Genomic DNA, 22,033 nt, shown 5'->3' with positions numbered 1-22,033 from the left:
TATTAATCAATTTCCTCAAAATCTATGTATTCTCCAACTTTTTTTGAGGGATTGGATCTACGGGGTGGTTTTTTGGAAATGATGGTCTCCCCTTCTTTTTCTTTAGTATGCGAGTCATCAAAATCTTGTGGGTTGCCAAACTGCTGTCCAAAACGTTCGCTCGTCTTCTTAACTGCATAATTAAGAAGCTTCGGTGCCAACCACTTCAAAAGTAATTTGAGCCCGTAGTATACTAATATGACAATTAAAATCGTTTGTAATAAAACCATATAACCTTAGTTATTGTATCAAAGTTACATTGTTAGTCCCGTAAACCCATCAAACGTATCTTAAAATAGTATTAAAAACCCAGTTATATGGATATTTCCATGATCAAAAAGTCATTATTTCTTTTCGTTCTATTCCCAACATTTCTTACTGCCCAATATACCGATGTCATCAATTCCAATAGGCCTGGAAGGGCCGCCAGTGCTTATGCCGTTGGTAAAAATGTGGCACAGGCCGAGATTGGAATGTTGTACGAACAACAGGATAATGCCGACCTCAATTCAGATTCCAATATTTTTGGGGCCGATTATGCGTTGAGGTACGGTTTCCTTTTTGAAGAACTGGAAATAATTGCTGAGGGATCGTTCATTACTCAAAATATTACTTATCCCGATTTGGGCATAGAGGGCAAGCTGACCAATTTTTCCAGAAACCGGGTAGGTTTGAAATATTTGGTTTTTGACCCTTTTAAGAATCCAGAACGCAACAAACCCAATTTATATAGTTGGAGGGCGAACAATGTATTCCAATGGAAAAATTTGATTCCTGCCGTATCCGTATATGGTGGGGCCAATTTTGTGGTCGGCGACAATCCATTTTACCCTGGCGAGCCTACGGTTTCGTATCGTGGTGGCATCCAAACGCAGAGTAGGCTTTCGCCACGATTTGTTTTGATTTCCAATATTGCTTATGACCGCATTACCACCGATTTTCCCGAATGGCGCTACGCCTTATCGTTGACCCACGCTTTTCGCGATCCACGATGGAGTGTTTTTTTTGAGGGTCAAGGTATTTCTGGCGACCGTTATTCCGATATTATTTTAAGAACCGGGGTGGCCCGTTTGATCAATCCCAATTTTCAGGCAGATTTCCATTTAGGTTCCAATTTTAAAAACGACCCATCCCGTATTTTTGTTGTGCTTGGATTCTCGTACCGTTTGGACTTTCACAAAGACGAGCTTATCCCCATCAACGAGCAACAATCGGGTATGAACGGAAAAATCAAGAAAAACGCCAATAAACGAAAATCCAAAAGAAGAAAGAAAAACCGCGGCGGAACTATAGATTTTTAAGTTTTCCACAAACTTCATTTTTCTACTGCAAGTAATATTCATAATATTGGGCACTAATTTGCAACTATGGTAACCGTTAAGCAGGTACAGTCCAAATCGGACTTAAAGCGTTTTGTAAAATTTCCTTTTTCGCTCTACAAAGATTCTCCGTATTGGGTGCCCCCTATCATTAAAGATGAAATGGCATCTTTTGACAAGGACGTAAACCCTGTTTTTAAAACGGCGGAGGCCAAATTCTTTTTGGCCTACAAAAACAACAAGATTGTGGGACGCGTAGCAGCCATTATCAATTGGTTGGAAGTTAAGGAACAAGGCTTGAAGAAAATGCGGTTCGGATGGTTCGATTTTGAGGACGACTTTGAAGTATCCAAAGCCTTGTTGGACAAGGTGCATGAAATTGGCAAGGAAAACCAGCTCGAATACATAGAAGGTCCCGTGGGCTTTTCCAATTTGGACAAAGTAGGCGTGCTTACCGAGGGTTTTGACCATATCGGAACCATGGTGACCTGGTACAACCACTCCTACTACCAATCGCATTACGAAAAACATGGATTTACCAAGGAAAAAGAATATCGCGAAAGTAAGTTTCCAGCGGCCAATGCCGACCCAAAGTTGTTTGCCAAGGCCAATGTGCTGATCAAAAAGCGCTATGGCCTACGGGAATTGAACTTTGAAAAAAGTGCCGATATAATGCCCTGGGTGGACAAGATGTTCGACCTTTTTAACGAAACCTATGCCAAATTATCATCCTTTGTGAAGATTACCGATATCCAAAAGGAATATTTCAAGAAAAAATACATCAGTTTTATAAATCCGGAGTACATCAAGTTTGTAGTGGATTCGGACGATAACCTAGTGGCCTTTGCCATTGTAATGCCCTCTTTCTCCGAAGCATTGCAAAAAGCCAAGGGAAAATTATTCCCTTTTGGAGTTTTCCACTTGCTCCATGCCCGAAAGCATAGCAAGGATGCGATTTTCTACTTGATCGGCATACATCCCAAATACCAAAACAAAGGGGTGACTTCTATTATTTTTAATGAGTTTCACCATACGTTTAAAAAACGTGGGGTGGTAAATTGTATTAGAACTCCCGAACTGGAAGATAATATTGCCATACAGCAAATGTGGAAACATTTTGACCCGAAAGTGATCAAGCGTAGGCGTACTTATGTGAAGGATTTGTAGCCTTAGCTGTTTTTCTCTCATCCAAAAAGCCCCTATAGCAGTCTCGACCCCTCAAAAGGAGAGGTGAAGTGGAAATCCCAAGGAACGCTATAGCGTAAATACATCAAAGGTGGTCACCATTATCGTCATCAAACGGACTTGAAACGTGAAGCATTGTGGGCTCAGAAACTTGGGTATAGATCATGGTGGTCTTGATGGAATTGTACCCCAAAAGTTTTTGGATGACCCTTATCTCGATACCTTTTTCCAAAAGATGGGTAGCATAACTGTGCCGAAGGGTATGTGCCGTGATATGCATATGTATCTTGGCCCGTTTGCCGCCGATTTCAACAATTTGTTGAAACTGGACGAGGTATATTTTCCTCCTTTTTGCCCCTCGAACAAATAATATTTGGGCAAATATTCCCTATAATAATCCCTGAGCATGTGGAGCGCCTTTTGCGAAAGGGGACTATCCTGTCCTTGTTTCCCTTGGCCGCCTTTATATGCACGACCATCCGTGTCGAATCAATATCGGATATCTTTAAACTTATGAGTTCTCCCACCCTTAGCTCCGCACTATAAGTAAGGGCAATCATACTTTTATGTTTGACGTTTTTTGTTTTATCTATAATTTTTTGCACATCTTCCCTTGCTAAGATTACGGGTAGTTTACTGGGCTTTCTGCTTGGGAACAAGAGTTCTAGATTGATACTTTGCCCGAACATCTCCCTATAATATGGTTTTAATGCCATGGCAATCTGCTTTTGATATGAATAGGACACTTTTTTGGTGTGCACCATTAAATAAAAGTAGCGGTGCAAATCGGTTTCATCTACCCTATCCAAAGGTTTGTTGAAGAAGTGTCCGGCCATCTTCACGATAGAGGTATAGCTATCTATAGTATTCTTGCTATACCTTTTAACCTCCAGTATTTTCACAAAACCGTCAACTGACATGATAAACGAATATATCGAATTCCCTTGAAAAAGTAATATATTTATGACCATTGAATAGGGATATGCGGAAAGTTCCTTGTATCCAGTAGTTGTACACCATTTGAAAAAGACATTCTACATATCGATTTTGATTTTAGTATTCAGCGGAATAGCGAATGCTCAAATATCTGGTCAACTATTTCTAGAAAATTCAGAAATACCTGGAGTTGAAGTATATTTTAAAAATTCGGAGTTGAAAATAAATTCGGATTTTGACGGATTCTTTGAATTGCAAATACCTGAACGAATAGCAAAAGCAGACTTGATTTTAAAAGACCGTGAATTATCAGTTGAAATACGTAATCTGGAATTTGAATTTACAAAGTTGGATTTAGGTAAAATTGAGTTGCCTACTTTTAAAAGTATCGATATTGAGGAATATGAACAACTCTCGGAATTGGAAAAGAAAAGTTGCTATCCGATAAAACACTACGCTAATTTATTAGGTTATTGGTACACTAACAAATTAGAGAATGATTATTTAACCTTGAATTGCAAGAATAAAATAACGGAATTTGAATATAATCCAAAGACTAAAACTGTATCTGAAGATTGGAATTTAATAAAAGACTGTGAATAAAAAACGGTGTACATAGATGCTAACGTCTGTGCTTAACCGAAAATCATTAACTTTAGTCCCGTAACTGACGGTTATACTTGACCGTTGGAAAAGTGACTGCGGCCGCTCGGCCAGTACCGCAAGCGGAACGATTCCCGAGCTATTCTTCCCCAACGGCCACGCAGTACGACTGTTTATTCGCTATATTTATCCCATGTTAAACCAATTAAGGCCTTCGCTCCGCTAAGGATAATAAGCACATTTCTCAACAGTGGCTATAGCAAATCAATCTCCAATAGCTACCTTTAACTGTTGCATACAAATTTAAAACGCTACTCGCCTTAGTTGGGATAGCCATGCAACCAAAAATCAAAAAAATCAACCCCCATAAAAAATCAACCCCCATAAAAAATGAACATATCAGTAGCCCAATTTGAACCAAAAGACGGTGATAAAGCCTATAATCTATCGGTAATCAAAAAACTTGCAAAAAAAGCAAAATCCAAAGGAGCCGACTTAATCAGTTTTCATGAAATGTCGATTACGGCCTATACTTTTACCAAAGACTTAAGTCTTGAACAAATAACGAACTTGGCCGAAGAGGTACCTAACGGAAAAAGCACACAAGAATTGATTGCCATATCCAAAGAATTGGACATTCCTATTTTGGCTGGTCTCGTAGAAATATCTGATGGAAAAATATACAATACATTTATCTGTGTTACTGGAGAAGGACTAATTGCAAAATATCGAAAAATACATCCTTTTATTAGCAAGTATATGTCTGCTGGCGATGAATATTGCGTATTCGACATACTTGGTTGGAAATGTGGAATTTTAATCTGCTATGACAATAACGTGATTGAAAATGTTAGGGCAACGAGCCTTTTGGGAGCAGAATTGATTTTTGCCCCACATGTTACGGGCTGTACCCCATCTGCAATGCCACATCGAGGTTATGTAGCCGATAAATATTGGCAAAACCGCGAAGATGACCCAGTTTCGTTACGAATGGAATTCGATGGCCCAAAAGGCAGACGTTGGTTAATGCGTTGGTTGCCTGCAAGAGCTTATGACAATGGGGTCTATTATGCATTTACAAACCCGATCGGTTACGATGGTGAGCACTTAAAAAATGGCAATTCGATGATAATTGACCCTTATGGTGAAATTTTGTCCGAAATAAAATCCTTTGAAAATGATATTACAATTTCAAAAATAACAAAAGATAAAATTCAACTCTCGGGAGGTTGGAGGTACAAGAATGCCAGAAAACCAGAATTGTACAAAGATATAATTGGCAAAGACCATAAATCGGAAACAACCCCGGTATGGATGAAAGAAAAAAGTAATAGCGATTGAAATAATATCTATATTAACCCAAGTAGAACGACTTGAGTTTAACCATAGCCAAATATCCCCTCGCAAGGCAAGCCCATCATAAAATTTATTCGCCCATAGCCGCAGCTACGGCCGCCGAAAGTCTTTTGTAAGTGCCATTTTCCAAACGCTCCCTAATAGCGGAAAAAGCATCAAGTGTCTCTTCGATATCTTTCATGGTGTGTGTCGCCGTAGGAATCAAACGCAATAAAATCAGTCCTTTTGGAATTACGGGATATACCACAATAGAGCAGAAAATTCCATGGTTTTCGCGTAAATCTTTCACCAAGGCCATTGCTTCTGGAATACTTCCGTTCAAATAAACGGGGGTTACACAGCTAGTGGTGGTCCCAATGTCGAACCCTCTTTCCTTTAGTCCATTTTGGAGTGCGTTTACGTTCTCCCAAAGCTTTGCTTTAAGTTCGGGCATGGTACGTAGCATGTCAAGTCGCTTAAGCGCTCCTTTAACATAAACCATGGGCAATGATTTAGCGAACATTTGGGAACGAAGATTGTATTTTAGGTATTCGATGATTTCCTTATCTGCTGCTACAAATGCACCAATACCTGCCATAGACTTGGCAAAAGTGGCTAAATACACGTCAATTTCATCTTGTACGCCTTGCTCCTCTCCTGCTCCGGCACCTGTTTTTCCCAATGTTCCAAAACCGTGGGCATCATCTACCAAAAGCCTGAATTGAAACTTTTTCTTTAGATCTACAATTTCTTTTAGTATCCCTTGTTCTCCTCGCATACCAAAAACTCCTTCAGAAATCACCAAGATTCCTCCACCGGTTTCATTGGCCAATTTGGTGGCACGCTCCAAGTTTTTTTCCAAGCTTTCAGGATCGTTGTGCTTAAAGGTAAAACGCTTGCCCATATGCAAGCGAACACCATCTATAATACAAGCGTGGCAATCCACATCGTATACAATAATATCATCCTTAGACACCAAAGCGTCGATTACAGACATAAAGCCTTGGTATCCAAAATTCAATAAATAAGAAGCTTCTTTATGTACAAATTCTGCCAGTTCGTTTTGCAACTGTTCATGATAATCGGTGTGGCCGCTCATCATTCGGGCTCCCATTGGGTAAGCAGCTCCGTGTTCCAGTGCTGCCTCTCCGTCCACTTTCTTTATTTCAGGTAGGTTTGCGAGACCCAGATAGTCATTGATGCTCCACGTTATCACATCTTTCCCTTGGAATTTCATTCTGTTGGAAATAGGTCCTTCCAATTTTGGAAAAACAAAATAGCCCTCAGCCTGTGAGGCCCATTTTCCTAAAGGTCCTTTGTTCTCAATGATTCTATCGAATAAATCTCTCATCTACCTTAAATTTAATTCAAATGCAAAAGTATATATTTTTATGAACCTCGCATAACGAAATGTTCAGATATAAAAAACGGCAATGTTTTTCATTGCCGTTCTATAAGTATTATTGGGTATTGGTTTATTTAATATACTTTATTTCTTCTGGTATTTCGGCATTTTGGATGTCGAAAAAACCTTGGTTTTCCATCCATTCGTTACTGTACACCTTGCTCATATACCTAGAACCATGGTCCGGGAACACCACAACAACATTGCTGTCCTCGGTGAACTCCCCTTCGGTGTTCAATTGGTATAATGCCTGAGTTGCGGCACCACTTGTGTAACCTGCAAAAATACCTTCGGTATGGGCCAATTTACGGGCCATGTGGGCACTTTCACCATCAGTCACCTTAATATACCTGTCAATGCTATTAAAGTCCGTAGCTGCCGGAATCAAGTTTTTGCCCAATCCTTCAATTCGGTATGGATACACCTCATTGTGATCAAACTCTCCGGTTTCGTGATATTTTTTCAAAATAGACCCATAAGCATCTACCCCCAATATTTTAATATTTGGGTTCTGTTCCTTTAAATAACGGGCAATTCCGGATATAGTCCCCCCTGTCCCGCTACAAGCCACCAAATGGGTAATTTGACCATTGGTCTGCTCCCAAATCTCGGGCCCTGTACTGGAATAGTGGGCATCTATATTTAACTCGTTAAAATATTGGTTGATGTAAATTGAATTCTCAGTTTCGCTGTGCAAACGTTTGGCTACTTCGTAATAGGAACGTGGGTCATCCGCGCTAACATGGGCTGGGCAAACATATACGTTGGCTCCCATGGAACGCAACATATCGATCTTGTCCGGCGATGATTTTGAACTTACGGCCAATATGCACTTATAGCCTTTGACTATGCTCACCATGGCCAAGCTAAAGCCTGTATTGCCAGATGTAGTCTCGATAATGGTGCTACCCGGTTTAAGAAGCCCTTTTCGCTCGGCTTCTTCAATAATATGAATCGCAATTCTATCTTTTGAAGAATGTCCGGGGTTAAAGCATTCCAGCTTAGCATAAAAATTTCCGGTAAGTGGGGCAGTAATTCTGTTTAGCTTAACTAAGGGGGTACTTCCAATTAGGTCTAGGATATTGCTGTGCGCATTTATCTGTTTCTTCATAACTGGTATTAGGTAGGGAACAATCTTACCTTAAAAATAAAATTATTCCATGCAAATGTAACATTTTTTTTTAAAGGGCTTTTCCCTCAAGGTCTAAAATAAAGGCATATTCCTTCGCCGTTTCCTTTAAAGCCTCAAATCGGCCCGAGGCTCCACCGTGACCAGCATCCATATTTGTATCCAAAAACAACAGGTTGTCGTCGGTTTTATATTCTCTCAATTTGGCCACCCACTTGGCCGGTTCCCAATACTGCACTTGGGAATCGTGCAATCCAGTGGATACGTACATATTTGGGTATGCCTTGGCCTCTACATTGTCATAAGGGGAATAAGATTTAATGTAATCGTAATATTCCTTTTCGTTTGGATTTCCCCATTCGTCATACTCTCCCGTGGTCAACGGAATGGTATCGTCCAACATGGTAGAGACCACATCCACAAAAGGAACTCCCGCGATTACTCCATTATATAGTTCTGGTGCCATATTGATTACGGCTCCCATCAAAAGCCCACCGGCAGAGCCGCCCATGGCATATAAATGTTCCGGGGTCGTATATTTTTGGTCAATCAAATATTGAGAAACATCGACAAAATCAGTAAATGTATTTTTCTTGTTAAATAATTTTCCGTCCTCGTACCAAGGCCTGCCCAAATACTCTCCTCCTCTAACGTGGGCAATGGCGTAGATAAACCCACGGTCCAATAAACTCAACCGTATGGATGAAAAATAGGGGTCTATGGTGGCACCGTAAGAGCCGTAACCGTATTGCAGTAACGGACTTGAGCCATCCAAAGAGGTGTTTTTACGGTAAATTAAGGAAATTGGTACTTTTTTACCATCCCTGGCCGTGGCCCACAAGCGCTCTGTTTTGTAGTTATCTTTATTAAATTTACCTCCCAAAACCTCTTGTTGCTTCATAATGGTTTTGGTTTTGGTTTCCATATCAAAATCAATTATGGCATAAGGTTCTCCCATTTCGTTGTAATAGTAACGAAGTATTTTGGTGTCAAAATCTAAATTGACAGAAGGTCCTGCCACATAGGTTTCACTATCAAAAGGCAAATAATAACTGTCAGAACCGTCCCATTTGGCTATCTTCATTTGATTGAGGCCATTGTTACGCTCTGTAAGCACATAATAATCCCTAAAAATTTCGACATCTTCCAACAAAACATCTTCCCGATGCGGGATAAATTCCTCCCAATGTTCCGATGATGTATGTTTCTCATCTGTTTTCATCAACTTAAAGTTGGTGGCCTTGTCCTTGTTGGTCAACACATAAAATTCATCCTCAAAATGTGATATGCCATACTCGACCCCTTTTTTTCGTGGGGAAAACACCTTGAATTCGCCCTCAGCATCATCCGCATTCAAAATTCTATATTCTGATGTCAACGTGCTGCTAGAGCCAATCACGATATATTTTCTGGATTTGGTCTTGTACACAAAGGTATTGTACGTGGGATCCTTTTCGTGAAAAACCAATTCATCCGCTTCGCTGGAAGTACCCAGCACATGCTTAAAAATTTTATCGGAACGTAAGGTGACAGGGTCTTTTTTGGTATAGAACAGCGTTTTGTTATCGTTGGCCCAAACAGAGCTTCCCGTCGTATTTTCAATGATATCGGGATAAATTTCACCCGATTGTAAGTTTTTCACCTGTATATTGTACTGCCTTCTGGAAATGGTATCCGTTCCAAAGGAGGCCATGGTATTGTCTGGACTGATGGAAACACCCCTCATGTTAAAGAAATCGTGGCCTTGTGCCATTTCGTTGCAATCGAACAACAATTCTTCTTCGGCATCCAAACTTTCCTTTTTTCTGGAATAAATAGGGTATTCCTTGCCCTCTTCGTACCTAGTAATGTACCAATATCCGTCCAATTTGTAGGGAACAGACGAATCATCTTCCCTGATCCTACCCTTCATCTCTTTAAAAAGTTTCTCTTGAAACTCCTTGGTGTGGGCGGTCATTTTTTGATAGTATTCGTTCTCGGCGTTCAAATAATCGAGAACCTGTTGATCCTCCCTATTGTTCATCCAATAGTAATCATCGATTCTTACATCACCGTGCTTCTCAAGTTTTGTTGGATGTTTTGGTGCTACAGGGGGATTTATACTCATGGATTCGTCTTTGTTGTTTTTGCAAGCGGTCGCAAAAATAAGGCATAAAACCAGAATAGAAATTCTTGAATTGATTAGTTTCATGAGATAGTGTTTTAGCCAATTTACTATTTTTGAACTTACGTTTGATAATTATCACTTGTTTGTCCTAGTTTTGTCACCCTGAGCGGAGTCGAAGGGTGAGTTAAAGTGTTTCGACTGCGCTCGACATGACAGATAACCGTAAAGATGTTAGTAAATACATTTAAAATTTAAAGTTATGTTCGGAGATTTAATGGGAATGATGGGTAAAATCAAAGAAACCCAAAAGAAGGTAGAAGCGACGAAGGAGCGTTTGAACACCGTTATGATTGATGAAGAGTCCTCCGATGGACTCCTAAAAGTTACTCTTACGGCCAATAGAGAAATAAAATCCATTGCTGTTGATGATTCGCTTTTGGAAGACAAGGAGCAATTGGAAGACTATTTGGTACTTACCTTGAACAAAGCCATTGAAAAAGCCACCAAGGTAAATGAAGCTGAATTGGCCGCTGTGGCCAAAGAAGGTATGCCGAATATTCCCGGGATGGATGCTTTTATTAAGTAATATGTCAGGTCGAGCCTTTCGGCTTCGCTCAAAACAAACTTAAGTCGAGACCTTTTTGGACTTCTCGACTGCGCTATCCAATGCTTTTCAAAACCTTTAAAAAGTGCTCGTGCATAGCATCGGTATAGTCCAAATGGGTAACAATGCGTAATTTTCCCTGCCCCATCCCTATGATGGATACCTGATTTTTGGTCAATTGTTCCAAAAAAGCTTCGGATGACATTTTATTCTCATTTATTTCAAAAATAATGATGTTGGTCTCGATAGGTTCCACTTTTTTAATGAAATCCAACGATTGAAGCACCTCCCCTATTTCCTGAGCTTTCTTGTGGTCCTCTGCCAATCGTTCTACATTATTATCCAAAGCATAAATCCCTGCGGCAGCCAAATACCCGGATTGACGCATGCCGCCACCAAAAATTTTACGGATGCGCAAGGCTTTGCCTATTTCACCTTTGCTTCCTACCAAAACGGAACCTACGGGACATCCCATGCCTTTGCTCAAACATACACTGATGGTGTCGAACAATTTCCCGTAGGCTTTAGGGTCTTCACCCTTTTTAACCAAGGCATTCCAAAGTCGGGCACCATCCAAATGATATTTTAGATTGTGCTCATCACAAACTTTTCGGATTTTTTTCAACTCCTCAAAACCCCAACAGGCTCCACCCCCTTTGTTCGTGGTATTTTCTATGCAGACCAAAGCGGTTAATGGACTGTGGTAAAAATCGGGCGGGTTTATGGAGGCCTCCACTTGTTCTGCGGTCATCATCCCCCTGTTGCCATCCACCAGTTTACAGGAAACACCACTGTTGAAGCTGACGCCTCCCCCTTCGTAATTGTAGACGTGCGCATATTTATCACAAATTAACTGATCACCGGGATTGGTGTGAATTTTTATCGCCGTTTGATTGGTCATAGTGCCGCTTGGGAAAAATAGTGCGGCTTCCATACCAAAGTACTCGGCAACTTTAGCTTCTAATTCATTTACCGTAGGGTCATTTTTGAATACATCGTCCCCTACTTTCGCATTCATCATTGCCTCCAACATTCCGGATGAAGGCCTTGTGACGGTGTCACTTATTAAATTTATCTCCATAAAATAATTTAGTCCATGCAGTCCATACCAATGGGCGACCCATCTGGAATTTTTTCAACTGGAATAAGTTTGAATTCTGATGGCTTTTTCATGAATGCATCAATTCTCTTGACCATTTCTGCCGATATGGCATTTTTGCCATTGCCCAATAATTGTGTTTTTAAATCATTCAATGCTTCGTTGGCAATGGCGTTTACTTGTGGATGCACTTCATTGTGAGCAGCTAAATTCATAATGTGGTAAAGTACTCTAAAATTGATGGTGTTTTGTACTTCTGCTTCGTAATCATCGCGATGAGAAAGGTCGAATGTACCTTTAATGGTTTCATCCAAAACTTCTTTTAAACCCATTTGACCTTTATCCAAGCTTTTTTGCTGAATCAAACGGGAAGCTCGCTCAGGGTGAAGCAATAGTTCCAAAGTCATATCTGCAGCAGTTTCCGCAACGGAAAGGGCATCAAAACTTACGCCTGTCCTGCCTTTAAAGGATTCTCTGGAGCGGCTAAAACCGATGGCTCTTGGCGGAAAAAGGTCTAATTTGTTCTTAGGAACCGCAATCACCTCGGCGTCCAATGTTTTTAGAATGGATTCCATTGCTGCTTTTTGAACATCTTGATTGACCTGTTTTACAGGCGTTTGACCACCATTTTTAACTGCATAATTATAATCCAAACCACCAATAACCTTGGAAACGGCCTCGGTCTGGTATCTGTGGAAGAAATACAGAGGAACAAACGCATCTTCCAAAACAGAATAGGCTTCGCCTGTTTTAATATTGTCTATTGAAAAGTTTTCTATCGCTTTTTTCCGTATCTCCAACATGCTCTCCAATTCCTGGCTGGCACTTTTTCCATTGTCCCACAAATGGGCCAACACATGTGCACCGCCTTTAGGGCGGGCATCTTGATCGGAAATATAGCGCAATCCATCGTCCTGGGCTTTCTTCAAAATAGCATTCAACGCTTCTTGCTCGTTGGTTTCGCTTGGAAAATCGGAGTAGGCATAGGCTACGGTTACTTTGTCCCATTCACCTATACCAGTATCGTAGGCATTTTTAAAACTGATTTCACCTCCATCCAACTCAAATTGTGGGTGCGGATAATCCATTACAGATGCTTTATTGTTGGTGCTTGCTGCAAAATTATGGGCAAAACCGAGCGTATGTCCTATTTCGTGTGCGGAAAGCTGACGGATTCTTGCCAAGGCCAACTCCAACATAGGTTGATAGTTGTCGTCTCTTTCTTCAAATGGTTGGTTCATCAAGGCCTGGGCTATCATAAAATCTTGACGAATGCGCAAACTCCCCAAACTAACGTGCCCTTTTAAGATTTCTCCGGTTCGTGGATCTACAACACTGGCCCCATAGCTCCACCCTCGTGTGGAACGGTGCACCCATTGTACCACATTGTAACGCAAGTCCAAAGGGTCTGCATCATCCGGTAGCATTTTCATTTGAAAGGCATTTTTGTACCCTGCTGCCTCGAACGCTTGGTTCCACCATTTTCCACCATCCAATAGGGCTGAACGGATAGGTTCCGGGGTTCCGTTATCCAAATAATATATTATCGGCTCAACAGCTTCGCTCACTTCGGCGTTGGGGTCCTTCTTTTTTAAACGGTGTCTTCTTATAAATCTTTTTACCAAAGATTCTTCTACCGGTGTGGCATAATCGTAATAAGAGAATGGGTATCCCCCGCTTCGGGGATCAAAAAGCCTTTTCTCAAAATCATCATCGGGCAATTCAATCAATGAATGGTGTTGTGCCACGGTTACCAAACTGGCTGTAGGCGTTACCGAACGAATCCAATCTCCCTGTGGGTCTCCTTTAAAGGTTAAGGTTACATCAAACTCCACATTTTTAGGGAATGCTTTTGTGCGATCAAAGGCCAAAGCACTTTTGGACTTGTCCAAACTGTACGAACCTTGCTTAGCTCTCTTTAATCGGTTGGAAACTCCATGGGCGTCTCGCATTAAAAAGTCGGTGAAATCTATAAGGTAGCTCCCTTTGGACTCCTCAACAATTTCAAATCCTTCCAAGATTGATTTTGCAAAGGCCTGCTCCACGGATTTTCTTTCCAACTCGTTGTCGGTGATGGCCCTAAACTCCAGATTAGGCTGAACCAGAAGCAGTTTTTTTCCCGCTTTGCGAAAGAATACTACCTGTTCGTTGCCTAACTGGCCACGATCAAGTCCAATATCGTTGCTACCGATGCCACTGCTCAGTGCATAAACATATAGAAATTCTTTTTCGAGCTCATCTACCTGAAGATAGATTTTGTCAGTTGAATCGTCGTAGAAAAAATTGAAGTAGCCATTGAATTTCTGGAAGTCTTTAGCTTTTTCAAAGGTTTGTGCTGCCAATGAGGCACAAACAAAATAAAATAAGGTGATGAGCGTAGTTGTGTTCTTCATAATCTGGTTGATATATTGTTCCTAAAAATATGGAATTCATTTTACATTTCGATATAAGATGATAGACTTATACATTATAGATTCTCTGGGTTCGGTTATTTGAATTTAAAACATACAATCGGAAACTTGTACTTGAAAGTTGGAGATTGAACTAGAACTTGATGCTTGAGCTTGAGTTTGATGTCCGAAGCCCGAAGTCGGAGGTCATTATACAGTCAGCAGTAACTCCCGTCTTTGATATTTGAACTTGAACTTGGGTGCTTGAACTTATCTTTTTCCAAGGTCATGTGCAGAAAGAAACTTATTTTTACCCCAAAATACGATACATGATAACCACAGATCAGCAGAAAGATCTTATTGAGCGCCTTGGTGCGTTAAGGAGGTATCTTTGACATTGATGCCAAACTTATTGAAATAGAGAACGAGGAAGAAAAAACTCTTGCTCCTGGTTTTTGGGACAATCCACAAGAAGCCCAAAAACAAATGCAGTCCATTAAATCCAAAAAAAATTGGGTAGCAGATTTTGAGGAAGCCAAAACCTTGATCGGCGACCTTGAGGTGCTTATGGAATTTCAACAAGCGGGTGAAGTTTCTGAAGAGGAAGTGAGCAAACAGTTTGAAAAAGCCCAATTGGCCATTGAAAAACTGGAGTTCCGCAATATGCTATCGGACGAAGGTGATGAGCTCACGGCAGTACTTCAAATAACCGCAGGTGCCGGTGGCACCGAAAGTTGCGACTGGGCCTCCATGCTAATGCGAATGTATATGATGTGGGGCGAAAAAAATGGCTACAAAATAAAGGAACTCAATTACCAAGCGGGCGATGTAGCTGGAATTAAAACCGTTACCTTGGAAATTGAAGGGGAGTATGCCTTTGGTTGGCTCAAAGGAGAAAATGGAGTCCATCGTTTGGTGCGCATCTCCCCTTTTGATAGTAATGCCAAGCGGCACACTTCCTTTGCTTCCGTATATGTGTATCCGTTGGTGGATGACAGTATCGAGATTGAAGTGAATCCGTCCGACATTGAGATTACCACAGCACGTTCCAGTGGTGCTGGCGGTCAGAATGTAAACAAAGTGGAGACCAAGGTCCAATTGGTGCACAAGCCAACTGGAATCCAAATATCCTGTTCCGATTCACGCTCTCAGCACGACAACAGGGCCACAGCCATGAAAATGTTGAAATCACAGCTGTACGAAATCGAGCTTCGGAAAAAACAAGAGGCACGTGCCGAAATAGAATCCTCCAAAATGAAGATTGAGTGGGGTTCACAAATCAGAAACTACGTGATGCACCCCTATAAACTGGTAAAAGATGTACGTACTGGACAGGAAACCGGAAATGTGGATGCTGTTATGGACGGTGATTTGGACGCATTTTTAAAGGCCTATTTGATGATGATGGGACAAAAAGAAGAACAGGAATAACACAATAATCATGATTAAAATATACCATAACCCACGATGCCGAAAATCCAGAGAAGGATTGGCCATATTGGAAAAATCTGGAAAAGATTTTGAAGTTGTAAAATATTTGGACGATGTTCCCAGTAAAGAAGAGCTTAAAACCTTAGTTGATTATTTAGGAATTTCCCCAATAGATTTGGTACGTAAAACCGAAGCCATTTGGAAAGAAAAATTCAAAGGCAAAACCCTGACCGATGATGAGGTGATCACCGCGATGGCCGAAAACCCAAAATTGATAGAGCGACCCATTGTTGTGAATGGAAAAAAAGCAGTTGTGGGCAGACCTCCAGAGAATATTGCCAAGTTGCTATAACTCTGATATACAGCTACATTTAACAACGAATACGCATATAAATGAATCCTAAATATTATATTTAGCCCATGAAAAGTACACAAACCCTCTTCTTGATTACCCTATTCATAGGTATGTTGGCCATTAACGATATGTATGCACAATATGGTTATGGTTCCCCATACGGTTCTCGCGGCATGTATGGCAGAGGACGTAGTTATGTGCCACAAGCGGGTCCTGTGGACAACCAAAAAGAAGAAACCCCTCCAACTGCAGAGGAATTAGTGGACGAACAAATGCCCTCCATCACCGAGGCAATAGGCTTGGACCCTTTTGAGCAAGCTGTAGTACGCACTTCATTGGTGCAATCTGTGCAACAACGTATAGAGCTTCAAATCTTGGAACTGGAACCTCTTAAAATGAAAGAGGAAATCGAGAAAATAAAGAGACGCCAAGACGCCGAATTAAAGGCAGGTCTGCCTGAAGACAAATACGAAGCCTTTATGGAACTGCAAGAGAACCACTTCAAAGCCAAAAAGAAAAAAAAGAAGAAGAAAAAGAAGAAAAACAGGGATTAACAATTCTTTAAGGTCATTCGCAGGTTCAATTGCGTTGTTGGGGGATTTATATTTCGTAGCCTCCTTTTTTCCTTCAATTTTTGCAGCGTAAAAATCAAACTATGCAAAGGATTATTATCCCGTTGCTGCTATTGACCCTGGCTATTTTTAAAGGGAAGGCGCAACAAGACCAAAAAAACATAACTATTACAGGTAAAGTGGTTGATTCGGAATCTGGACAACCATTGGAATATGCGACATTTGTGTTGCAAAATACGGATAACCCGGACAAAGTTACTGGCGGAATCACTGACCTCTCTGGTAATTTTGAAGTTGAAACCACACCTGGAACTTATAATATTAGAGTAGAATTTATTTCATATAAAACATACTCCCAAAAAGGACAAACGTACAATTCGGATACCAATTTAGGTTCAATTACTTTGTCCCCAGATGTTGCCCAACTTGCAGAAGTTGAGGTGGTAGGTGAAAAAACCACTGTTGAGGTACGTTTGGACAAAAAAGTGTATAACATTGGAAAGGACATCACTACAAGTGGTGGCAACGTTAGTGATGCTTTGGGCAATATCCCTTCTGTTTCCGTAGATGTAGAGGGAGGCATTAGCTTAAGGGGGAACGATAATGTTCGTATCCTAATCAACGGGAAACCATCCGCATTGGCCGGTTTTGGCTCTACCGATGTACTGCAGCAACTACCTGCCGATGCCATAGAAAAGGTGGAGGTAATTACCAGTCCTTCTGCCCGTTATGATGCCGAAGGTACCGCAGGTATTTTGAACATTGTGCTTAAAAAGGAGAAGACCTTGGGCATCAATGGTTCTATTAACCTAACAGGAGGAATCCCCTTTAATGCCAGAGCCACTACCAACTTTAATATCCGAACTGAAAAGTTCAATATTTTTAACACCTTGGGGTATTTTCACCGAGAATCTCCAGGAGGCGGTTACAATGATAATACCTATCTATCCGAACAAAGTGAATTTGATAGAATTTACGAAGACAGAGATATCAGTAGAAATGATGATGGCTTCAATGTAAATATTGGTATGGAGTATTTTATAACCGAAAAATCCTCGATTACCGGTAGCTTTTTCTACAGATGGTCAGATGAAAATAATCTGACTGAAAATGACAATCAACGGTTTTCTGATGGAAGCATCAACAGTAGAACCTTTAGAACGGAAGATCAAGCAGAGAAGGACAACAGCCGACAGTTCTCTTTTAATTACACCAACAATATTGATGATGATGGACAGAAGTTGACTGCTGATTTTCAGTATTCTTATGATAATGAGGATGTTTTGACCGGTATTCGTGAAGATCGTACGGTGCCAAGTGATAGTTTGATAGCACTCGAAAACATTTACGAAAAACAAAAACAGGACGATATTCTGGCTCAGATTGATTACGTTTTGCCCATGGGAGATGCTCAGTTTGAGGCGGGTTACCGAGGTACTTTTGAAAAAGAGGTAAACGATTACCAGTTGGATACCCTAGATCAAGGAACAGGCAATTTCATTACCAATCAAGATCTTACCAACTTATTTACCTATCACGAAAATGTGAATGCACTTTACACCCAATATGGGAACAAGTACGGTGAATTTTCTGTGTTACTTGGTTTACGTTTGGAAAATACGGAATTGAGGGGTGAGGTAGATGCCAGTATAGATAGCCAGGCTTTGGAAGAACTTGTGGGGGAAGATGTTGACCTTAATTTTGATAAGAACTACTTAGGACTTTTCCCTACGGTCAACTTTGTATACGAAATTTCGGAAACCCAAAACATTTCGCTTGGATACAACAGGAGGATAAACAGGCCAAGGGGCTGGTTTATAAACCCATTTCCATCCAGATCTAGTAGGACAAACGTTTTTCAAGGAAATCCAGACTTAGATCCGGCCTTTGCCAATGCTTTTGATTTGGGTTATATGAAGAGGTGGAAAAAGATAACCTTTACCTCTTCTGTATATTATCAACGGGAAACACAATCTTTTGAGTTTATTACCGAAAATACGGGTCAATTTACTTCGGATGGTATCCAGATCATTAGAAGGGTTCCCATAAACCTATCCACCAACGAGCGTATCGGTGCCGAAGCAGGTGTAATGTACAACCCTACTAAATGGTGGAGAATGAACGGTAGTTTCAACTTTTTCACTTTTTCTTCAGATGGAACATTTAACGGGGTCGATTATGGAACAACCAATTCCAGCTATTTTGCCCGTTTGAGCTCCAAGTTTACATTGCCTGGAAAATTAGAGCTTCAGGCCAACTCCTTTTATATGGGCCCAAGGCAAAATGCCCAAACAGAATCCGATCCAATGTTCTCGCTAAACTTAGCGATAAGCAAAGATCTTTTCGATGATAAGGCTACATTATCCTTAAATGCCAGTGACTTGTTCAACTCCAGAAAGCGACGGTCTTTTACACAAACACCTACATTTACATCGGACAGTGAGTTCCAGTGGAGACAAAGACAGGTAAACTTATCCTTTATTTATAGGTTTAACCAACCTAAGGAGCAACGCCAAAGGGGCGGACAACAAGGTCCTGGTGACGATGATGGCGAAGGACAATACTAAGATTAACAAAAAAGCGAGTTTCCCCGAAACTTAAATAAAAAAGCAGCCGAACGACTGCTTTTTTTGCTTTACGTAATTTGATTTTAAACAAGACAAAAAATTAGTTCTCAAACTAAATGAAAACTAATCTTAAAAACAAAAAGAAGCCAATTGGCTTCTTTTTGTTTTTCTTTTTATTCTTCTAGTTGGGCGCGTTTGGCCTCTTTTCTTTCTTTAAACATTTCCCTTAGGTTACCGATCAACCAATAAGGAACTACAAAGGTCAACAAGAATATCATCAACCAAAAACCGATTGTCAAAATTGTTAGAAAAGCTAAAAAACCTAAATATTGGTCAAATTCGAACATCTTTACTCCTTTTGTTTTAACAAAGATACTTTCTTCTTGTCAAAAAAAACAAATACAAGGTCAAAAAAATGTATTTATCCTGCTTAACTACCATATAAATGCCCTATATCCTACCTTTGTACAACAAAATTTTAAACTATGAGCTTTAGGATTGAAAAAGATACCATGGGCGAGGTAAAAGTACCCGCCGATAAATATTGGGGCGCCCAAACTGAACGTTCCCGAAACAACTTTAAAATTGGTGCTCCCGCATCCATGCCCTTGGATGTGGTGTACGGATTTGCGTATTTAAAAAAGGCAGCTGCCTATTCCAATCACGAGCTTGGCGTACTAAGCCAAGAAAAAAGAGACCTTATTGCCCAAGTCTGTGACGAAATACTTGAAGGGAAACATGACGACCAGTTTCCTTTAGTGATTTGGCAAACAGGCTCGGGCACACAGAGCAATATGAACGTGAACGAGGTAATTGCCAACCGTGCGCACGAAATTGCCGGTAAAAAAATTGGTGAGGGCGAAAAAACCATTCAACCCAACGATGATGTAAACAAGAGTCAATCTTCCAACGACACTTTCCCTACGGGAATGCACATTGCCGCCTACAAAAAAATAGTAGAAGTAACCATTCCCGGTGTAGAACAACTACGTAACACCTTACAGAAAAAATCTGAAGGGTTTAAGGATGTGGTGAAGATTGGTAGAACCCACCTGATGGATGCCACTCCCCTAACCCTGGGTCAAGAATTTTCTGGCTATGTTTCCCAATTGAACCATGGATTAAAGGCCTTGAAGAACACCTTGCCCCACTTGAGCGAACTTGCCCTTGGTGGAACCGCTGTAGGTACTGGTTTGAACACTCCAAAAGGATATGATGTTCTTGTTGCAAAATATATTGCCGAGTTTACCGGAAAACCTTTTGTAACCGCTGAAAACAAGTTTGAAGCATTGGCCGCACACGACGCTATTGTGGAAAGTCATGGTGCATTGAAACAATTGGCCGTTTCTTTAAACAAAATCGCCAACGATATCCGCATGATGGCATCTGGTCCACGTTCCGGTATCGGGGAAATTATAATTCCGGCCAACGAACCAGGCAGTTCCATTATGCCCGGTAAAGTGAATCCAACCCAATGTGAAGCCTTGACCATGGTCTGCGCACAGGTTATGGGTAATGATGTTGCCATTAGTGTTGGTGGCACACAGGGACATTACGAGCTCAACGTTTTCAAGCCCGTTATGGCAGCCAACATCTTACAATCTGCCCAATTGATAGGCGATGCCTGTGTAAGTTTTGATGTAAACTGTGCTGCCGGCATTGAGCCAAACCACGAGACCATTAAAACCTTGTTGAACAATTCGCTGATGCTGGTTACTGCGTTGAATACGAAAATCGGTTATTATAAAGCTGCCGAGATTGCCAATACAGCACACAAAAATGGAACAACCCTCAGAGAGGAAGCCATTAACCTTGGTTATGTAACCCCCGAAGAATATGATGAGTGGGTTAAACCAGAAGATATGGTAGGTAGCCTTAAATAGTTTATTTTAAAGACATAAAAAATGCCCGTCCAAAATTGGACGGGCATTTTTATTATGGTGATAGTGTGTGTTTACTATTTCAATTCGAAGCTGGAAGTGCCCAACAATTTCAACTTGTTGTCATAAACATTTACCATGTAATTTCCATCTTGGAAATCTCCACTAGGCTTGTTTATATAGTCACATACGTCCAAAGCATCGTTTTCGTAGTAAAAGTTTGTTCCTTTACTGTACGTAAGGGAGCTACCTTCTTCTGTAGTTTTTGTAAGACCTTCACCTAGAACGTTACCTTGTGGTCCAAGAACTTCGATATAGAATTCTCTGTCTCCAGCTTCGGCGATTAAGTTATCGGCAATCGTAAAACAAACTTTAAATTTATCAGTGGCTCTAGCTCTTCTTGTAGAAACCAATTTACCACTGTTTCTTTCTTTAATGGCGTCAACACTAATAGTGCTTAGATTAAGTGCAGAACCTTTTTCAACAGCATCGGCCAATTGAGTGTTCTGGATGATCAAAGAATCGTTGAAAACTGTTTGTTGTTCCAATTCGGCAAAAGTGCTGTCTCTTTGCATGGCCAACAAGCTGTTGGATTGCGTCAAGGAATCAACTTGTTTCAATAGTTCTTCTCTTTCAGCTTTAAGAACACTTACTTGTCTTCTGTAACGGGAAAGTGTAGCAATGTCAGCTTTCATACTGCTTACAGAATCGATATACTTTGCGATGTTATCTCTAGCAGCAACCAATTCTTCGTTGGTTGCGTTGCTTTCCAAAATAGCCTTGTCGTATTCAGATTTTAAGTTGTTCAAATCCTCTACAACCAATTCCTTCTCTTGAGTAAGGGCTTCTGTGGTTGCTTTTTTATCTTGATAAAGACTAACAGTGTAAATAATGGTTCCCAAAAGAACTACACCTAACAGACCAGCAACTACCTTCAATCCGTTATTGTTATTTTTTGTTTCAGTCATAACTTTTTGTTTTAATTGATTCTCGTTTAAGGTTATTAATCAATCGCATTTGGTTTATATACGCATCAGATTTGTATTTGGATTATTTGATTTAAAATAATGTTCACAA

The 22,033-nt window shown here is 40.6% G+C and carries 20 protein-coding genes; 10 read left to right on the top strand and 10 right to left on the bottom strand.

All coding sequences use genetic code 11. From position 1 onward, the window contains the following. Positions 1–2 precede the first annotated feature (2 nt). Positions 3–269 (bottom strand): DUF4834 family protein, encoded by a 267-nt coding sequence (locus AC13CC_RS05990; RefSeq protein WP_326277335.1) that lies wholly within the window; start codon positions 267–269, stop codon positions 3–5. Between the two features lie 87 nt (positions 270–356). On the opposite strand from AC13CC_RS05990, the gene AC13CC_RS05985 reads away from it, so the two are divergent. Then, on the top strand, positions 357–1,340 hold the full coding sequence (locus tag AC13CC_RS05985) for a transporter (RefSeq protein ID WP_326277336.1): 984 nt from the start codon (positions 357–359) through the stop codon (positions 1,338–1,340). Positions 1,341–1,406: 66 nt separating this feature from the next. Further along, entirely contained in the window at positions 1,407–2,525 is a 1,119-nt protein-coding gene (locus AC13CC_RS05980) for an N-acetyltransferase (protein WP_326277337.1), read from the top strand. Positions 2,526–2,628: 103 nt separating this feature from the next. On the opposite strand, the gene AC13CC_RS05975 is transcribed toward AC13CC_RS05980, so the two are convergent. Further along, complete coding sequence (locus AC13CC_RS05975; RefSeq protein ID WP_482876498.1) at positions 2,629–2,859, bottom strand: tyrosine-type recombinase/integrase; 231 nt, start codon at positions 2,857–2,859, stop codon at positions 2,629–2,631. Beyond that, positions 2,852–3,463: a tyrosine-type recombinase/integrase gene (locus AC13CC_RS05970; protein ID WP_326277338.1), complete on the bottom strand. Its 612-nt coding sequence runs from the start codon at positions 3,461–3,463 to the stop codon at positions 2,852–2,854. Before AC13CC_RS05970 ends, AC13CC_RS05975 begins: the two co-directional genes overlap by 8 nt. A gap of 127 nt (positions 3,464–3,590) precedes the next feature. On the opposite strand from AC13CC_RS05970, the gene AC13CC_RS05965 reads away from it, so the two are divergent. Together AC13CC_RS05965 and AC13CC_RS05960 are read left to right on the top strand one after the other, a co-directional pair. Further along, positions 3,591–4,082 carry a peptidase associated/transthyretin-like domain-containing protein gene (locus tag AC13CC_RS05965; RefSeq protein WP_326277339.1) on the top strand — a complete coding sequence of 164 codons (492 nt, stop codon included), beginning with the start codon at positions 3,591–3,593 and terminating at the stop codon, positions 4,080–4,082. A gap of 390 nt (positions 4,083–4,472) precedes the next feature. Further along, positions 4,473–5,423 carry a nitrilase family protein gene (locus AC13CC_RS05960; RefSeq protein ID WP_326277340.1) on the top strand — a complete coding sequence of 317 codons (951 nt, stop codon included), beginning with the start codon at positions 4,473–4,475 and terminating at the stop codon, positions 5,421–5,423. Positions 5,424–5,508: 85 nt separating this feature from the next. On the opposite strand, the gene capB is transcribed toward AC13CC_RS05960, so the two are convergent. The 3 genes from capB to AC13CC_RS05945 form a co-directional block, all read right to left on the bottom strand. Continuing rightward, a complete protein-coding gene (capB, locus tag AC13CC_RS05955; protein WP_293162878.1) occupies positions 5,509–6,768 on the bottom strand; it encodes a cysteate-C-fatty acyltransferase in 1,260 nt (419 codons plus the stop codon). A gap of 124 nt (positions 6,769–6,892) precedes the next feature. Continuing rightward, complete coding sequence (capA, locus tag AC13CC_RS05950) at positions 6,893–7,933, bottom strand: cysteate synthase (RefSeq protein WP_293162875.1); 1,041 nt, start codon at positions 7,931–7,933, stop codon at positions 6,893–6,895. 70 nt (positions 7,934–8,003) lie between these two features. Then, the gene (locus tag AC13CC_RS05945) at positions 8,004–10,142 is read right to left on the bottom strand and encodes a S9 family peptidase (RefSeq protein WP_482876490.1); all 2,139 of its coding nucleotides are present in this window, start codon (positions 10,140–10,142) and stop codon (positions 8,004–8,006) included. Between the two features lie 175 nt (positions 10,143–10,317). Between AC13CC_RS05945 and AC13CC_RS05940 the strand changes: the two genes are divergently transcribed. Next, positions 10,318–10,644 (top strand): YbaB/EbfC family nucleoid-associated protein, encoded by a 327-nt coding sequence (locus AC13CC_RS05940; RefSeq protein ID WP_326277343.1) that lies wholly within the window; start codon positions 10,318–10,320, stop codon positions 10,642–10,644. Between the two features lie 73 nt (positions 10,645–10,717). Here AC13CC_RS05940 and AC13CC_RS05935 read toward each other — a convergent pair whose 3' ends face one another. Then, positions 10,718–11,743, bottom strand: a complete 1,026-nt coding sequence (locus AC13CC_RS05935; protein WP_326277344.1) for a threonine aldolase family protein — start codon at positions 11,741–11,743, stop codon at positions 10,718–10,720. 8 nt (positions 11,744–11,751) lie between these two features. Then, positions 11,752–14,154, bottom strand: coding sequence for a zinc-dependent metalloprotease (locus AC13CC_RS05930; protein ID WP_326277345.1), 2,403 nt, complete (start codon positions 14,152–14,154; stop codon positions 11,752–11,754). A gap of 326 nt (positions 14,155–14,480) precedes the next feature. On the opposite strand from AC13CC_RS05930, the gene prfB reads away from it, so the two are divergent. From prfB to AC13CC_RS05910, 4 genes are all read left to right on the top strand, one after another. Then, positions 14,481–15,582, top strand: a protein-coding gene (prfB, locus tag AC13CC_RS05925) for a peptide chain release factor 2 (protein ID WP_326277346.1) whose coding sequence is annotated in 2 segments (ribosomal slippage) — positions 14,481–14,543 and positions 14,545–15,582 — 1,101 coding nt in all. Because the reading frame shifts where the segments join, the coding sequence is not laid out codon by codon here. A 10-nt stretch (positions 15,583–15,592) separates the two neighbouring features. Continuing rightward, entirely contained in the window at positions 15,593–15,934 is a 342-nt protein-coding gene (gene arsC, locus AC13CC_RS05920; RefSeq protein ID WP_293162859.1) for an arsenate reductase (glutaredoxin), read from the top strand. Positions 15,935–16,002: 68 nt separating this feature from the next. After that, the gene (locus tag AC13CC_RS05915) at positions 16,003–16,491 is read left to right on the top strand and encodes a hypothetical protein (protein ID WP_326277347.1); all 489 of its coding nucleotides are present in this window, start codon (positions 16,003–16,005) and stop codon (positions 16,489–16,491) included. A 101-nt stretch (positions 16,492–16,592) separates the two neighbouring features. Continuing rightward, on the top strand, positions 16,593–19,076 hold the full coding sequence (locus tag AC13CC_RS05910; RefSeq protein WP_326277348.1) for a TonB-dependent receptor: 2,484 nt from the start codon (positions 16,593–16,595) through the stop codon (positions 19,074–19,076). A gap of 173 nt (positions 19,077–19,249) precedes the next feature. Here the strand turns inward: AC13CC_RS05910 and AC13CC_RS05905 are convergent, their stop codons facing one another. After that, positions 19,250–19,423: a hypothetical protein gene (locus AC13CC_RS05905; RefSeq protein ID WP_014034293.1), complete on the bottom strand. Its 174-nt coding sequence runs from the start codon at positions 19,421–19,423 to the stop codon at positions 19,250–19,252. A 138-nt stretch (positions 19,424–19,561) separates the two neighbouring features. On the opposite strand from AC13CC_RS05905, the gene fumC reads away from it, so the two are divergent. Further along, a complete protein-coding gene (gene fumC, locus AC13CC_RS05900; RefSeq protein WP_326277349.1) occupies positions 19,562–20,959 on the top strand; it encodes a class II fumarate hydratase in 1,398 nt (465 codons plus the stop codon). Between the two features lie 74 nt (positions 20,960–21,033). Here fumC and AC13CC_RS05895 read toward each other — a convergent pair whose 3' ends face one another. Next, complete coding sequence (locus AC13CC_RS05895) at positions 21,034–21,924, bottom strand: hypothetical protein (RefSeq protein ID WP_293162847.1); 891 nt, start codon at positions 21,922–21,924, stop codon at positions 21,034–21,036. Positions 21,925–22,033: the final 109 nt, after the last annotated feature.

The organism is Flagellimonas sp. L-11, assembly GCF_056857735.1.
Note: the sequence above shows the minus strand (reverse complement) of the source record. Positions and strands in the feature narration are given on the sequence as shown.

Coding starts and splice junctions, on each gene's coding strand:
- AC13CC_RS05990 (WP_326277335.1), bottom strand. CDS start 269: ATGGTTTTATTACAAACGATTTTAATTGTCATATTAGTATACTACGGG.
- AC13CC_RS05985 (WP_326277336.1), top strand. CDS start 357: ATGGATATTTCCATGATCAAAAAGTCATTATTTCTTTTCGTTCTATTC.
- AC13CC_RS05980 (WP_326277337.1), top strand. CDS start 1,407: ATGGTAACCGTTAAGCAGGTACAGTCCAAATCGGACTTAAAGCGTTTT.
- AC13CC_RS05970 (WP_326277338.1), bottom strand. CDS start 3,463: ATGTCAGTTGACGGTTTTGTGAAAATACTGGAGGTTAAAAGGTATAGC.
- AC13CC_RS05960 (WP_326277340.1), top strand. CDS start 4,473: ATGAACATATCAGTAGCCCAATTTGAACCAAAAGACGGTGATAAAGCC.
- capB (WP_293162878.1), bottom strand. CDS start 6,768: ATGAGAGATTTATTCGATAGAATCATTGAGAACAAAGGACCTTTAGGA.
- capA (WP_293162875.1), bottom strand. CDS start 7,933: ATGAAGAAACAGATAAATGCGCACAGCAATATCCTAGACCTAATTGGA.
- AC13CC_RS05945 (WP_482876490.1), bottom strand. CDS start 10,142: ATGAAACTAATCAATTCAAGAATTTCTATTCTGGTTTTATGCCTTATT.
- AC13CC_RS05940 (WP_326277343.1), top strand. CDS start 10,318: ATGTTCGGAGATTTAATGGGAATGATGGGTAAAATCAAAGAAACCCAA.
- AC13CC_RS05935 (WP_326277344.1), bottom strand. CDS start 11,743: ATGGAGATAAATTTAATAAGTGACACCGTCACAAGGCCTTCATCCGGA.
- AC13CC_RS05930 (WP_326277345.1), bottom strand. CDS start 14,154: ATGAAGAACACAACTACGCTCATCACCTTATTTTATTTTGTTTGTGCC.
- arsC (WP_293162859.1), top strand. CDS start 15,593: ATGATTAAAATATACCATAACCCACGATGCCGAAAATCCAGAGAAGGA.
- AC13CC_RS05915 (WP_326277347.1), top strand. CDS start 16,003: ATGAAAAGTACACAAACCCTCTTCTTGATTACCCTATTCATAGGTATG.
- AC13CC_RS05910 (WP_326277348.1), top strand. CDS start 16,593: ATGCAAAGGATTATTATCCCGTTGCTGCTATTGACCCTGGCTATTTTT.
- AC13CC_RS05905 (WP_014034293.1), bottom strand. CDS start 19,423: ATGTTCGAATTTGACCAATATTTAGGTTTTTTAGCTTTTCTAACAATT.
- fumC (WP_326277349.1), top strand. CDS start 19,562: ATGAGCTTTAGGATTGAAAAAGATACCATGGGCGAGGTAAAAGTACCC.
- AC13CC_RS05895 (WP_293162847.1), bottom strand. CDS start 21,924: ATGACTGAAACAAAAAATAACAATAACGGATTGAAGGTAGTTGCTGGT.